This window comes from uncultured Serinicoccus sp., from assembly GCF_947487915.1.
Classification (GTDB): domain Bacteria; phylum Actinomycetota; class Actinomycetes; order Actinomycetales; family Dermatophilaceae; genus Ornithinicoccus.
In genome coordinates this window covers 91,964-105,351 of the sequence record NZ_CANKYH010000009.1, presented here as the reverse complement: position 1 = coordinate 105,351, position 13,388 = coordinate 91,964, and the positions used below count along the sequence as shown (strand labels likewise).

Annotated in this window: 8 protein-coding genes; 4 read left to right on the top strand and 4 right to left on the bottom strand. The window is 75.4% G+C overall.

The window, feature by feature from the left end; translation table 11 throughout:
- Positions 1-390 precede the first annotated feature (390 nt).
- Together Q0795_RS13230 and nudC are read right to left on the bottom strand one after the other, a co-directional pair.
- The gene (locus Q0795_RS13230) at positions 391-2,496 is read right to left on the bottom strand and encodes an ATP-dependent DNA helicase UvrD2 (RefSeq protein ID WP_298890344.1); all 2,106 of its coding nucleotides are present in this window, start codon (positions 2,494-2,496) and stop codon (positions 391-393) included.
- Positions 2,493-3,440 carry an NAD(+) diphosphatase gene (gene nudC, locus Q0795_RS13225; RefSeq protein WP_298890342.1) on the bottom strand — a complete coding sequence of 316 codons (948 nt, stop codon included), beginning with the start codon at positions 3,438-3,440 and terminating at the stop codon, positions 2,493-2,495. Before nudC ends, Q0795_RS13230 begins: the two co-directional genes overlap by 4 nt.
- A 114-nt stretch (positions 3,441-3,554) precedes the next feature.
- Between nudC and Q0795_RS13220 the strand changes: the two genes are divergently transcribed.
- Complete coding sequence (locus Q0795_RS13220) at positions 3,555-5,162, top strand: phosphotransferase (protein WP_298890340.1); 1,608 nt, start codon at positions 3,555-3,557, stop codon at positions 5,160-5,162.
- Here the strand turns inward: Q0795_RS13220 and Q0795_RS13215 are convergent.
- Together Q0795_RS13215 and Q0795_RS13210 are read right to left on the bottom strand one after the other, a co-directional pair.
- On the bottom strand, positions 5,126-8,458 hold the full coding sequence (locus Q0795_RS13215; RefSeq protein WP_298890338.1) for an ATP-dependent DNA helicase: 3,333 nt from the start codon (positions 8,456-8,458) through the stop codon (positions 5,126-5,128). The two genes, Q0795_RS13220 and Q0795_RS13215, sit on opposite strands and share 37 nt — an antisense overlap.
- Positions 8,455-11,673, bottom strand: a complete 3,219-nt coding sequence (locus Q0795_RS13210; protein WP_298890336.1) for an ATP-dependent DNA helicase — start codon at positions 11,671-11,673, stop codon at positions 8,455-8,457. Before Q0795_RS13210 ends, Q0795_RS13215 begins: the two co-directional genes overlap by 4 nt.
- A gap of 87 nt (positions 11,674-11,760) precedes the next feature.
- On the opposite strand from Q0795_RS13210, the gene Q0795_RS13205 reads away from it, so the two are divergent.
- From Q0795_RS13205 to Q0795_RS13195, 3 genes are all read left to right on the top strand, one after another.
- Positions 11,761-12,399: a TetR/AcrR family transcriptional regulator gene (locus Q0795_RS13205; RefSeq protein ID WP_298890334.1), complete on the top strand. Its 639-nt coding sequence runs from the start codon at positions 11,761-11,763 to the stop codon at positions 12,397-12,399.
- Between the two features lie 60 nt (positions 12,400-12,459).
- Positions 12,460-12,687, top strand: a complete 228-nt coding sequence (locus Q0795_RS13200) for a DUF3107 domain-containing protein (RefSeq protein ID WP_298890332.1) — start codon at positions 12,460-12,462, stop codon at positions 12,685-12,687.
- 172 nt (positions 12,688-12,859) lie between these two features.
- A complete protein-coding gene (locus tag Q0795_RS13195; RefSeq protein WP_298890330.1) occupies positions 12,860-13,129 on the top strand; it encodes a GlsB/YeaQ/YmgE family stress response membrane protein in 270 nt (89 codons plus the stop codon).
- Positions 13,130-13,388 lie beyond the last annotated feature (259 nt).

Here is a 13,388-nt window from a genome sequence, read left to right as displayed (position 1 = left end):
TGACCGGCGAGCAACGAGAACGGCCGCGGATCCTCAGGCGAGGACTCGCGGCCGGAACGGGAAGGAGAAGCCTTCTACGGTGTCCGTGCTGAGCCCAGGCCCTGGGAGGGGTCGGCAACGTGCGGGAACGACGTCTGCGCGGTTCCGGCACCGAACGGCGCGGTCGCGGACGATCCCACAGAGAGGACCGTGGCGCGGGGGCGGGCGGTCCGGAGGGTGAACGCGGCGTGCGTCGCTCGGGCGGGGAAGCCGCCGGTGACGATCGTGCTCTCCATCGTGATCCACCCTCCTCTCGGTGCGCGTGACCCCAGGGCGACGAGGCCGTGGGCTTGACTCGGTCACTGTATGCCCCCCTCCACCAGGGGCGCAACGCCTTTTCCGCCGTCGCCCTCAGCCGGTGGTCGGGGGCGCGCCGGACAGGATCCCCAGCACCGCGTCACCGTACATCTCCAGCTTGCGCTCCCCCACCCCCGAGACCTGCGACAGCGCGTCGCGGTCGGCCGGCACCTGCTCGGCGATCGCGACCAGGGTGGCGTCGGTGAAGACGACGTAGGCGGGCACGGCGCCCTCTGCCGCCACCCCGCGGCGCCACTCCCGCAGCGCGGTGAAGGTCGCCTCGTCGTAGGTGGGCGGGCACGCGCCGCACCGGCCGATCTTGCGCTCCCCCGCCGCCGCCAGGACGGCGCCGCAGGACCGACAGGCTCGCGGGGGCCGCGGGGGGCGTCGGCCCCCCTCGCGCCTGCCGGCCGTCCGCCGCCCGGGCTGCGCACCCGCCCCGAGGACCCCCGCGGCGGACGCGAGGAACGGCGAGACCGAGCGGCTCGACCGGGCGCCCGGGCTGCGCGCCCCGGCCCAGCTCACGGTGAGCCGGTGGCGGGCGCGGGTGAGCCCGACGTAGAGGAGGCGGCGCTCCTCCTCCACCCGTGCGGGCGTGTCGGCGAGGGTGATGGGCAGCAGTCCGTCGCTGGCCCCGACGAGGAAGACCGCGTCCCACTCCAAGCCCTTGGCGGCGTGCAGCGAGGCCAGGGTGATGCCCTGCACGGTCGGCGCGTGCTGCTCCTGGGCACGCCGGTCCAGCTCGGCCACCAGGTCCGACGTCCGGGCACCCGGGGCCTGCTCCGCGAGGGAGTCCGCCAGCAGCACCAGCGCCTGCAGGCTCTCCCACCGCTCCCGCACCGCGCCCGAGCCCTCCGGAGGCCTGGGTGCCCAGCCGGCCCCCGCCAGGACGTGCCGCACCTGGTCGCCCAGCGGTTGGGTGCCGTCGTCGGAGCGCACCGCCCCGCGCAGCAGCACGATCGCGTTGCGCACCTCGGCGCGGGAGAAGAAGCGCTCGCCGCCGCGCACGAGGTAGGGGATCCCGGCGCGGGCGAGCGCACTCTCGAGCACCTCCGACTGGCCGTTCGTGCGGTAGAGCACCGCGATCTCGCTGGCCTCCTGCCCGGCATCCAAGAGGGCCCGGACCCCGTCGGCGACCCCCGCCGCCTCCGCCTCGTCGTCGGGGTAGGAGGTGAGGACGGGCGTCGGGCCGTCGCCCGCCTGTGCCACCAGGTCGGCCGAGGTGTCCCGCTGCCGACCACCCGACGCCAGCACCAGGTTGGCCAGGTGCACGATCTGGGGGGTGCTGCGGTAGTTGCGGACGAGGCGCACGCGTCGGGCGCCCGGGTGCAGCCGGGAGAACCCGAGCAGGTGGTCGGCGCTGGCCCCGGTGAAGGAGTAGATGGACTGCGCGGGGTCGCCCACGACGCAGACGTCCTCACGCCTCCCCCGCCACAGCTCGAGCAGCTGCTGCTGGAGCGGGTTGACGTCCTGGTACTCGTCGACGACGAAGTGGCGGTACTGGTCGTGGATCGCGGCGGCGATCTGCGGGTGCTCGTCCAGCATGCCGACGGTGAGCAGCAGGACGTCCTCGAAGTCGATGACGTGGCGCTCGGAGCAGACCTCGTGGTAGGTCTCCAGGAGGCGGGCCATGGCGGTCGCGTCGAGGTCGGCGACCGTCCGACGCAGGGTGCTGGCCCGCGCCGCGTACGTCTGGGACGTGAGCATGGAGACCTTGGCCCACTCGATCTCGGACGCGACGTCGCGCAGGGCGGCCCGGTCCAGCCGCAGGCGGAGCCGACCGGCGGCCTCCGCCACCGCAGGGGCCTTGTGGGCGACGACCGTCGGCGGCGGCCCGCCGACCGCCTGCGGCCAGAAGAACTGCAGCTGGCGCAGGGCTGCGGCATGGAACGTCCGCGCCTGGACCCCGCGGACGCCCAGCCCGCGCAGACGGGTCCGCATCTCCCCCGCGGCACGTGCCGTGAAGGTCACGGCGAGCAGCCGGTCGGGAGGGTAGGCGCCGCTCGCGACCCCGTAGGCGATGCGGTGGGTGATGGCCCGGGTCTTGCCGGTCCCGGCGCCGGCGAGCACGACCATCGGCCCCAGCGGGGCGGCCGCCACCTCCCGTTGCTCGGGGTCGAGGCCGTCCAGGATGGTGTCGGGGTCCGGCGCGGTGCTCACCGGGGCACCGCGGGGCCGTGCCCCGGCAGCGGACCGCCGAACCACTCCTCGATGAGCCGGTGGGCGATGGAGACCCGGGAGGGCAGGGTGAACCGGCCCTCCCGGAGGCCCTGGGCCAGCTGGTCCCGGGTGTACCAGGCCGCGGACCGCAGCTCGCTCTCCTGGATCGTGAGGTGGGTCTGCCCGGTCCTGGCGCGGAAGGCGAGCATCAGCGACCCGGGGAAGGGCCAGGGCTGGTTGCCTCGGTAGACCAGACCGTCGACCTGCACGCCGACCTCCTCCTCCACCTCCCGGGCGACGGCCGCCTCCAGGGACTCGCCCGCCTCGACGAAGCCGGCCAGGACGGACAACCGCCCCTCGGGCCACGGTATGCCGGTGGCGAGCAGGAGCCGGTCGTCCGGGTCCGTGACCGCCATGATGACGGCGGGGTCGGTGCGCGGGTGGTGCTCCGACCCGTCGGTCGGGCAGCGGCGCAGCCATCCCCCCTGCACCACCTGCGTCGCTGCACCGCACCGGGGGCAGTGGCCGTGGCGGTCGTGCCAGGCCCGCAGCGCGGTCGCCGCCGTGAGCAGCCCGGCGTCGCGGTCGTCGAGGTCGGCACCGACCTCCCGGAGACCGACCCAGGTCACCTCCTCGGGGCCGTCCCCGTGGTCGCCGCCCTCCCCCGTGGCGCGCTCGACCGTCACCGCCACGTAGTCGACCCCGGCGTCCCGGCCGAGGAACCACGGCTCGTGGGCGGCGTCACCCTCGCGAGGCGCGCGCAGCCGCAGTCGTACCGGGTCGCGGAGGACCGCGACCGCGTCCCCGCGCAGCTCGAGCACGCGCGTCCCCGGGCGCTGGAGGAGAGCCCCCAGCTCGGTGCCGTCGGTCCGCACCCGCGCGAGGCGGTCCACCCGGGACCGGGAGAGGGCCAGGTCCAGAAAGGTCTCGTCGGCAGCGCTCACCCGGACACTGTAGGTCCCGGGACTGACGGTGCCGTGGCGCCGGGGGCGGGCCGCTTCCGGGACGTGCCGGTGGAATGACGCCCCGGGTGGAGGACACGGCATACGGTGGGGGGTGTGAAGCGCACCGACCTGGCCCTCGCTGCCCTCGCGAGCGCCGCCGTCCCGGGGATGAAGCCGGTGACCGTGGCCCGGATGAGCGTCGAGAGGGGGGCCGAGACCGAGCTCGAGCAGGCCGTGGTCGAGGACGCCACCGGTCGACGGTGGCTGGTCCGCTCACCCCTGACCGCGATCGCCGGGGCGCGGTTGCACCGCAACGACGAGCTGGTCCGCCAGCTCGCCAGGCACCTCCCGTTCAAGGTGCCCGCCGCTGCCGGCTACGCCGCGGTCGGTCGGGAGGGGCACGCTGCCGTCTACCCCCACGTGGAGGGCGCCACCCTTGACTTCACCCGGCTCCCGGCGGGGGCCGGGCTCGCGCACGCCGTCGGCCGCGCCGTCGCCGCCATCCACAACATCCCCGCGGCGGTCTTCGAGGAGCAGGACGTGCCCTCCTTCGACGCCGCCGGGTGGCGACAGCGCCTCATCGCCGAGGTGGACCGCGCCGCCGAGACGGGGCGTGTGCCCACCAGGCTCCTCGGCCGGTGGGAGGAGGCCTTCGACGCCTCTCCCCTGTGGCAGTTCGCCAGCACCCCGGTGCACGGCTCCTTCCGTGGCGCCACCGTCGTCGTGACCTTCGCCGACGACGAGGCCGACAGCGGGCGCGTGGTGGCGGTGACCGACTGGGACGAGGCGATGGTGGGCGACCCGGCGACCGACCTCGCCGAGGTCTACTCCCAGGCGTCCCCGGAAGCCTGGGAGTCGGTGCTCGACAGCTACGCCCTGGCTCGCGCCCAGCGCCCCGACCCCTACCTGCACGCCCGGGCCCGCTTCCTGTCCGAGACCGGCCGGCTGCGCGGGCTGGCCCAGCACGTCGCCTCCGGCGACGAGGAGTCGGCCCGTCGGGTCGTCGAGGTGCTGCGCCGCATGGACCGCCTGACCGAGGACGAGGACTCCCTGGTGCCGACCACCGCCCGCGCAGGTGGGGCCGCGGTCGCGGCTGCCGGCCACCCGGTGCGCGAGGAGCCGACGGCACCCACCGGCGGGCTGGACCCGCAGGTGGCCGGACCGGGGCTCGAGGAAGGCCGGCCCTGGCCCTCCGAGGAGCGTGGGCAGGAGGCGGCCGTGGACGACGAGGGGCCGCAGGTGGGCCGCGCCTGGTCCGGCGACGAGCGTGACGACTCCGTGCCACCGGAGGGTGGCGGGGAGCTGGACGAGGAGGACGACGACCTCGACGGCTACGACGCCGTCGCCCGGCCCGACCCCTATCTCGACGACGGCGACCCGGACCCGCATCCGGACGACCGGGCCCCGGGTCCCGTCCCGGACACGCCGTCCGGGACCGGAGACCGTGGCGACGACCCGGACATCACCACGGAGGTACCCGTCGTGCGGCCTGACGACGCCCCCCGTGACCCGGCCGACGGGACGGCACCGGCGGCGGTGCAGAGCACGCCTGAGGACGACACCCCCGAGGCGGTGGACACCCCCGCTCCGGGTGCGCCCGAGGGCGACGCCACGGACGCGCCGGGCCAGGACGCCACGCCGGAGGACGTGGAGCTCCTCGACGACGACACCCGGCTGCACGAGCTCTACGGCATGCCCTCGGAGGAGGGCCAGGACCGCTGACCATCGCCGGATGACTCCTGCTCGGTGACCGGCGGGCCCTCGTCCAGCAGGTGAGCGAGCTCGGCCTCCGTGGGCAGTGGTGGCCGGACCGTGGTGCCGGTCGCCGCGTAGAAGAAGGCCGCCCGCACCTGGTCCACCGGGAGCCCGCGCAGCCGCGCGTAGGCCAGGCGGTAGACGGCCAGCTGGACCGTCCGAGCCCGCTGCTGGGCCGGGCTCCCGGGCGTCCCGGTCTTCCAGTCCACCACCGTGACACCCCCGTCGGCGTCGCCGAAGACGGCGTCGATGCGGCCCGCCACCGTGCGCCCCGCCAGCGTCGTCTGGAGGGGCACCTCGACCGCCAGGGGGACCCGCTCTGCCCACTCGCTGGCCAGGAAGTGCTGCCGCAGCGTGCCGAGCCCGGACACCTGGTCGGCGGGGTCGGATCCGGTGTCCAGGTCGTCCAGGTCGACGAGGGTGGCCGCGGCGTAGTGCCGCTCCACCCAGGCGTGGAAGAGGGTGCCGACCCGCGTGCGGGGCAGGGGTGGCGCGGGCACCGGGCGACGGAGGTCGCGCAGGTATGCCTCACGGTCGGTCGCCAGCGCCACGACCGCCGACGTGGACAGGTGTCCGGGGAGCCGGGGGGCGTCCCGACGGGCGTGCCGGTGAGCGCGCTCCGCGAGCAGCAGGTCGACCGTCTCGACCCAGGGGTCCGTGGCAGCGTCGTCGTGACCCGCTGGAGGACCACCCACGGCCCCCGCGGCGACGAGGGCGGCCGCGACACCCCGGACCGTCTCCCGTCGGTCCTCGCGCTGGACCGGCCACCGCGCCGCCATCTGCTCGCCGAGGCGGGGGTTCATCATCTCCTCCCCGGGGTCGGGCATGTCCGCCCACGGCCCGACCACGGCCCCCGGCAGGCCCTTGACCTCGTCGAGGAAACGGGAGGTCACCCTGGGCTGCTTGCCCGTCGACCACACGGGCGCGGTCAGCAGCAGCTGCTGCCTCGCCCGCGTCGTCGCGACGTAGGCCAGGCGCCGCTCCTCCTGGACGCCGAAGCGTCCCTGGTCCAGGGCGAGCTGCTCCAGCGCTGCCCGCAGTGCTCGGGTGTCGGGGATCTGCGCCCAGGGCAGGTCCGGCCGGCCCTCGCGGTCACCGCGCAGCGGGGTCGGCAGGCGCCCGATGCCCGCCAGCCACCCGTTGTCGGTCCGCTCCTTGGTGTGCCATCGACCGTCCCGGTGCTCCGGCGTGACCCGCCCCGAGGGGAAGACGCCCTCGACCAGTCCAGGGACCGCCACCGCGTCCCACTCCAGACCCTTGGCCGCGTGCACGGTGAGGACCTGGACCGCCGTCGCGTCGACCGACACCTCGGCCAGCTCCGGGGTCTCGGCGTCCTCCAGCCCCCGCTGGTGCTCCCGCGCGGCGTCGAGCCAGTCCAGGAAGGCGCCCAGGCTGGCCCGGTCGGCCCCGTGGTCGAACCCGGCGGCGACCTCGACGAGAGCGTCGAGCGGCGCGCGCCCCCAGGTGGGGTGCAGGTCGGGGTCGGCGGCCACCTCGATGTCCAGCCCGAGCAGCTGCTCGGCCTCGGACACCAGGTCCGGCAGCGGGAGCCCGGTGAGGGAACGCAACCGGTGGAGCACCTCGGCCAGCCAGGACACCCGGTCGCGGCCCTGGGACGACAGCCGCTGCCCCTCCTGGCCCGTCCAGGACTCGCCCGGCACGTGCTCGAGGGCCTCGGCCAGCACCGGCGCGTGCTCGCGTTCCCGGGCCACCACGCCACCCGCCGCCCGGGCCAGCTCGCGGGCCCGGGCCCACAGGGCGTCCAGGTCCGCCGCGCCGAGACGCCCGACCGGTCCGGCGAGCAGGCGCATCACCTGGTCGCCGCGCGTGGGTTCCTGCGCCACCCACAGCAGGGCGACCAGGTCGAGGACCTCGGGCGTGTCCAGCAACCCGCCGAGGCCGACCACCTCGACCGGCAGCCCGCGCCGGCGCAGCGCGTCGACGACCGGCCCGAACTGCGCGCGGGTACGGCAGAGGACGGCCGCCGTGGCCCCGCCGGCCGACCGGACGCGCACCCAGTCCGCCACGTGCTCGGCCTCCGCCACGTGGTCGACGAGGCGGGCCACCTCCACCGCCCCGGACCCGGCTCCCGGACGCGGGCGCAGCGTGGCCACCGGCACCGCGGTCTCCTCGCGCAACGGCCCGGCCACGGCGTTGGCCGCGCCCAGCACCATCTCGTCGTTGCGCCAGGACGTGCTCAGCTGCAGGACCTGCGCCGGGTGCCCGTCGACGGCGAACTGCTCGGGGAACCGGGTGAGGGTCGTGGCGCTCGCCCCGCGCCAGCCGTAGATGGACTGGTGCGGGTCGCCCACCGCGGTGACCGGCATGGCCAGACCCGAGAAGAGCGAGGTGAGCAGCACGAGCTGGGCCTCGGAGGTGTCCTGGAACTCGTCCAGCAGCACGGCGGCATACCGGCTGCGTTCCGTGGTACCGACCACGGGCACGTCCCGGGCGAGCCGGGCGGCCAGCGCCATCTGGTCGCCGAAGTCCAGGGCCCCGCGCTCCGCCTTGGCGCGGCGGTAGGAGACCACGAGCGGGTAGAGGCAGGCCTGCCGACGCAGGGTCGCGGCGAGGTCCCTCCCGGCCTTGAGGGGCCGGCCGTCGTGCGGCAGGTCCTCGTAGCGCTCCGCCAGCTCCAGCAGCAGCTGCTCGGCGTCCTGCGGCTCCACCAGGTGCTCACCGAGCTCGCCGGACAGGGCGATCACGGCGCGGACCACGGTGCTCGGCGCCCGGTCCATCGGCGTCATGTCACCGTCGTAGCGGCTGACGACATCGTGCGCGAGCTGCCAGCAGGCGGCCTCGGAGAGCAGCACGGCGTCGGGCTCGACACCGAGACGCAGCCCGTGCTCGCTGACGAGGCGGCCGGCGTAGGCGTGGTAGGTCGAGATGGTCGGGAGGTCGAACCCGTCCCCGCCCCCTGGCCCGGTAGTCACGTCGGGACCGTCCGCGCCGGCCTCCCCGGACCAGAGGCCTGCCTCCCGGAGCCGTCGCAGCTTGCCCGTGAGCCGGGTCGTCAGCTCCACCGAGGCCTTGCGGGTGAACGTCAGTCCGAGCACGTCCTGGGGTGCCACCAGACCGTTGGCGACCAACCAGAGCACCCGCGAGGCCATGGTCTCCGTCTTGCCGGAGCCTGCCCCGGCGACGACGACGCCCGGCAGCAGGGGCGCGGTGATGACGGCCGCCTGCTCCGGGGTGGGTTCAGGGGTCCCCAGCGCCAGCGCCAGGTCCTGGGGAGAGTAGCGGGGCCCGGTCGACCCGCTCACCGTTCGCGACCCTCGGGCTGCAGCGGACAGGCGAACCGCGCCGGGCACCGGCGGCAGGCCCGCTCCTGGTCCCAGGCGGTGAACTCGGCCCCGGCCATGCGCGTGGCGGCGTCCTGGATCGTGGACAGCGCCCACTGGGGGTCGTCCCCGGAGGTCAGCGGTGGTTGCGACTGCTCGACCTTGCCCGGCGCCCCCAGCTGCACGAGCCGGGCCCCCCCGCTCGCGGCACCCAGGTCGGCGAAGGCTCCGTGCGACACCGCGACCTGGTATGCCGCGAGCTGGGCGTGCCGGTCCACGTCCGCCCGGGGGACGGGGGTGCGTCCCGTCTTGAGGTCGGCGACGACGAGCGCCCCGTCGGCCTGCCGCTCGAGGCGGTCCACCGCTCCCGTCAGCCGGGGCTCCCGGGCGTCCTCGCCCTCGCCGGGTGGCAGCGCCACCGACAGGTCCAGCTCGGCACCCACGAGCTCGCGCCCGGCGGCCCGGGCCTCGTGGACGTAGGAGACGTAGCGCTCCAGCATGCGGTGCGCGTCCTGACGGGTGCGGTCCGAGACCCATCCGTCCACGAGACCCAGGTCGGGCCACCGGCGGTCCAGCTCGGCGACCAGCTCGCCGGCCGGCGCGTCGGGCCGGGTGGCGACGATGTCGTGCACCAGGGTCCCCAACGCGGCGCCGGTGGCCTCCCCGGTCTCGGCTCCCCTCGAGGTGAGGAACCACCGCAGCTCGCAGTCCAGGAACGTCTGGAGCCGGGAGGGCGAGACACGGACCGGCCCCTCCGGCTGGACGGGTGACGTGCTCGACAGCTCCCGCAGGTCCCACCACGCCACCGGATCGGCCCCCGGGACCTGCTCCCGTGCCAGCCGCACCAGCAGCTCGACGGCGGCCGTCCGAGCGGGCTGGTCGCCGTCACGGTGGGCCCGGACGGCGCAGCGGCGCAGCTCACCAGCCAGGCCCCGCAGGGTGAGGGGGGGCGGCACCTCCACCGGGGGCCGGTCGCGGAACGCGGGGTCGACGAGGTCCAGCAGGGCGGAGGGCTGGTCGTCGGTGCTGGCCGTGGCCGTCACCAGCACCTCCTCCTGGGCACGGGTCAGCGCGACGTGGAACTGGCGCAGCTCGTCCGAGCGCACGGCTGCCTGTGCGTGCCGCCGTGCCTCCGTGCCCGTCACCGGACGGCCCTCGACAGCAGCCACCAGCGCCTGGGACCCCAGCAGCGAGTCTCGCAGCCGCAGGTCCGGCCAGACCCCCTCCTGCACGCCGACGACGGCGACCCGACGCCACCGGCGGCCGGCCGCCGAGTGGGGGGTGAGGATCTCCACGGCCTCGGGCTGCTGGGCCCCCACCACCAGCGTGTCGGCCGCCACCTCGGCGCCCCGCACGGTGTCGAGGAAGGTCCTGGCCCGGGCCCCCGGTAGCCGGTCCGCGTGGTCCTCCGCCGCGGCGAACAGGACGAGGACCGCGTCGAGGTCGCGGTCGGCCCGCGCGCCCAAGGGGCCTCCGGCGAGCGCCTGCCGGGACCACGTCCTCGCCAGCCCGCTGCGGGACCAGAGCGCCCAGAGGACCTCGTCCGGCCCCGGGAGGAGGCCAGGAACAGCGCGCGGTCGGTGCTCGGTCACGGGTGACGCCTCCGGCGCCCCGCCCGGCGCGGGCGGCACCACGACGTCGCGTCCGGCCTGCAGGACTTCCGCCACCCGCCGCAGGGCCAGCAGCTCGACGGGGACGTCGTGCGGGGCCTGCCGTCGCAGGTCCGGGTCGCCGAGACGCAGGGCGAGCAGCTCGTCCGCGCCCCGGCTCCCGCCGTCGGCCAGCTCGGCCGCCCGGACCTGCCTGCGCAGCCGGCGCAGCCCTACCGGGTCCAGGCCTCCCAGGGCGCCGGTCAGCAGGTCGACGGCCTCCTGGGGGGCGAGGGACCACCCTGGGTCGTCATCGGCCCCCCTGGTCACCACGTCCAGGGCCAGGAGCAGAGGACGCACCGCAGGGTCCGACCCGAGCGGCACCGACGACCGGTCCGCCCGCACGGGGACGCCCCCGGAGGCGAGCGCCCTGCGGAGGGTGGCCTGCTGCGCGCGGCTGCGGGCCACCACGGCGAGCTCCTGCCACGGCACGCCGTCGAGGAGGTGCGCCTGCCGCAGCCACCGGGCCACCAGCGCCGCCTCCTGGGCCGAGCTACGGGTCACGTGGACCCGGACCGCCCCGGGAGGCCCACCGTCGGCGGGTCGGCGATGGCCCCCGCCACCCACCACGCCGATGCGCTCGACCACCCGGTCGGCCGCCCGTCCGACGTCCCTGGCCACGCCGTGCCGCGTGCCCAGGGTCAGGGCCGTCGGCCCGGCCGCTCCCGACCAGCGACGGGCCAGCTCCAGGAACGCGCCCGGCACCGCACCGCGGAAGCCCTGGACGGCAGAGTCGGGGTCACCCACGAGCACGCTGTCCGCCCCCGGGGGTCGCACCGCGTCGAGCAGGCGGGCCGCGGACGCCGTGAGCTCCTGCGCGTCGTCGACGAGGAGGGCCCCCACCCGACGGTGCACCAGGGCGCGGAGGTCGGGGTCGCTCTCCAGCGCCTCCGCGGCGGCCGTGGTGATCCAGGCGGGGTCGTAGCTGCCGGGCTCCGCGAGGGCGGTGACCTGGTCGTACTCCTCCAGCACGGCGCCGGCGCACGCCCACTCCGGCCGACCGTGGACCTGCGCCAGGACCTCGAGGTCCTCGCGTCCCACGCCGTGCTCGACCGCACGCATGAGCAGGTCCCGCAGCTGGGCCCGGAAGCCGTCGGTGCGGCGGGCCCGGTCGAGCTCCTCGGGCCAGGGTGGGCCACCGCCGTCGGCCTCGTGCCCCGCGAGCAGCTCGCGCAGCACGGCGTCCTGATCCGCCCCGGAGATCAGCCGCGGCACGGGCCCGTCCTCGCGTGCCGCCGCCAGCCGCAGCACGGAGAACGCCAGGGACGCGGCGGTCCGCGCGAGCGGCTCGGTGTGGGTGGCCGCGAGGTCCTGGCCGATGACGGCGCGCAGGCGGCCGGCTCCCTGCCGGGTCGCGGCGAGGACGAGGCAGCGGTCCGGCTCCAGCCCCTCGCGCAGCCGAGCCTGCGCCTGCGCCACGACGACGCCGGTGCGGCCGGTGCCGGGGGCCCCCAGGACGAGGAGCACGCCACCCCGGTGCTCCACGGCCCGACGCTGGTCCGGGTCGTCGCCCGGCGGTGTCGGGGGTGCGGTCTGCGGTCGAGCCATGGGGCCATCACATCACCCGCCGCCGACAGACCGCCCCCGAGCGGTCAGGTGGGATTACGATGGGAGGATCGAGAAGGAGGGAGCCCCGTGACCAGCCCCCTGACCCCCGAACGACGAGTGCGCCTGCCCCGAGGGGAGCGCCGGGCCCAGCTGCTCGGCGCCGCCCTGGAGGCGTTCGCCGAGTCGGGGTACCACGCCACCGCCATGGACGACATCGCCGACCGTGCCGGCGTCAGCAAACCGGTGCTCTACCAGCACTTCGACAGCAAGCTCGACCTCTACGTCGCGATCGCGGAATCGGTGGCCGACGACGTCGTCCGGCGGATCGAGGCCGCGCTCGCGTCCGACGGGGGCAACCAGGCCCGGATCTCCGGGTGCCTGAGCAGCTTCTTCGAGTTCGTCGAACAGCCGTCGTCCGGCTATCCGGTGCTCTTCCGCTCCGACATGACGTCCGAACCCTCCGTGGCCAGCATCCTGGAGCGCACCCGCCGGGCCTGCGGCGAGTCCATGGGCCGGGTGCTGGCGGAGGAGACCGAGCTCAGCTGGGACGAGTGCGTCCTGCTCGGGACGACCATGGCCGGGATGGCGCAGGCCGCCGCGGTCGCCTGGTACGACCGCCGAGGGAGCCTGACCCGCGAACGGGTCCTGGAGCTGCTGTCGACCATCGCCTGGCGTGGCTTCGGCGCGGTGCCCCCGCGCGCCAGGGTGGTCTCGGTCCCGGGCTAGGCTGAACCCCGCCCCTCATCCGGGGTGCACCCACTGCCACTCGAGAGGGAGGAACCCACCGTGGAGGTCCGCATCGGAGTCCGGGACGTCGGACGCGAGGTCACCTTCGAGTCGGCGCAGACGCCGGCCGCCGTCCGCCAGTCCGTGACGGAGGCGCTCAGCAGCGGCTCCTCGGTCCTCGAGCTGGAGGACGAGAAGGGTCAGATGATCATCGTGCCGACCGCGACCATCGCCTACGTGGAGATCGGTGTGCAGGAGAAGGGGCGCGTCGGCTTCGGGACCCACTGAACCCCTTAGCCGGTCACGGGAACGTCACGAACGGGTCCGTCGCGTCGTGTCGTTTGGTGTTCCTGGCGCGTGCTCTCTACTGTGAGGGCGATCTTCGCGGGACAGTGCTCCCGCGTCGATCACCCAGAGGGCTCTCTCCTCCTGGGCTGACTTGTGCGAAAGGGTCATACCCATGATCACCACCATCATCGTCGCTCTCATCGTCGGCTGCATCGTCGGCCCCCTGGCCCGGCTCATCCTGCCGGGTGACCAGAACATCTCCGTCCCCATGACCATCCTGCTGGGCGCCGTCGGCTCACTCATCGGCTCCTGGGTCGGGGCCAGCTTCCTCGGGACCAGCGGTGCGCAGTTCAGCTTCTGGGGCCTCATCCTCGGCACGGTCTTCGCGATCGTCGCCGTGATGGCCTACATCGCGGTCACCCGCCGCAAGGCGGTGCGCTGACCACGCGCTGACCCCAGCCGGGCCGGACGGCGCGCCTCTCCCCGTGGGAGGCGCGCCGTCCGCGCGTCCGGTCCCGGACGGTCTCTCGGGTAGGCTGGTAGGTGTACACCGGTGCCCGGTCGGCCGTCATGCCACGATGGTCAGACGGTTGTTCGCGGGTCGGGCGAACGGCCCGACCCCTTTCATCGCCCAGTTCCCGATCGGCCCGGACCACCCCGACGTCACCTCGTCGGGAGTTGGCCGCACTCACCCGATCAGG

What these genes read in the sequence shown, in the direction of transcription:
- Q0795_RS13210 (WP_298890336.1), bottom strand. Translation starts at nt 11,673, where the DNA reads ATGGCTCGACCGCAGACCGCACCCCCGACACCGCCGGGCGACGACCCG.
- Q0795_RS13195 (WP_298890330.1), top strand. Translation starts at nt 12,860, where the DNA reads ATGATCACCACCATCATCGTCGCTCTCATCGTCGGCTGCATCGTCGGC.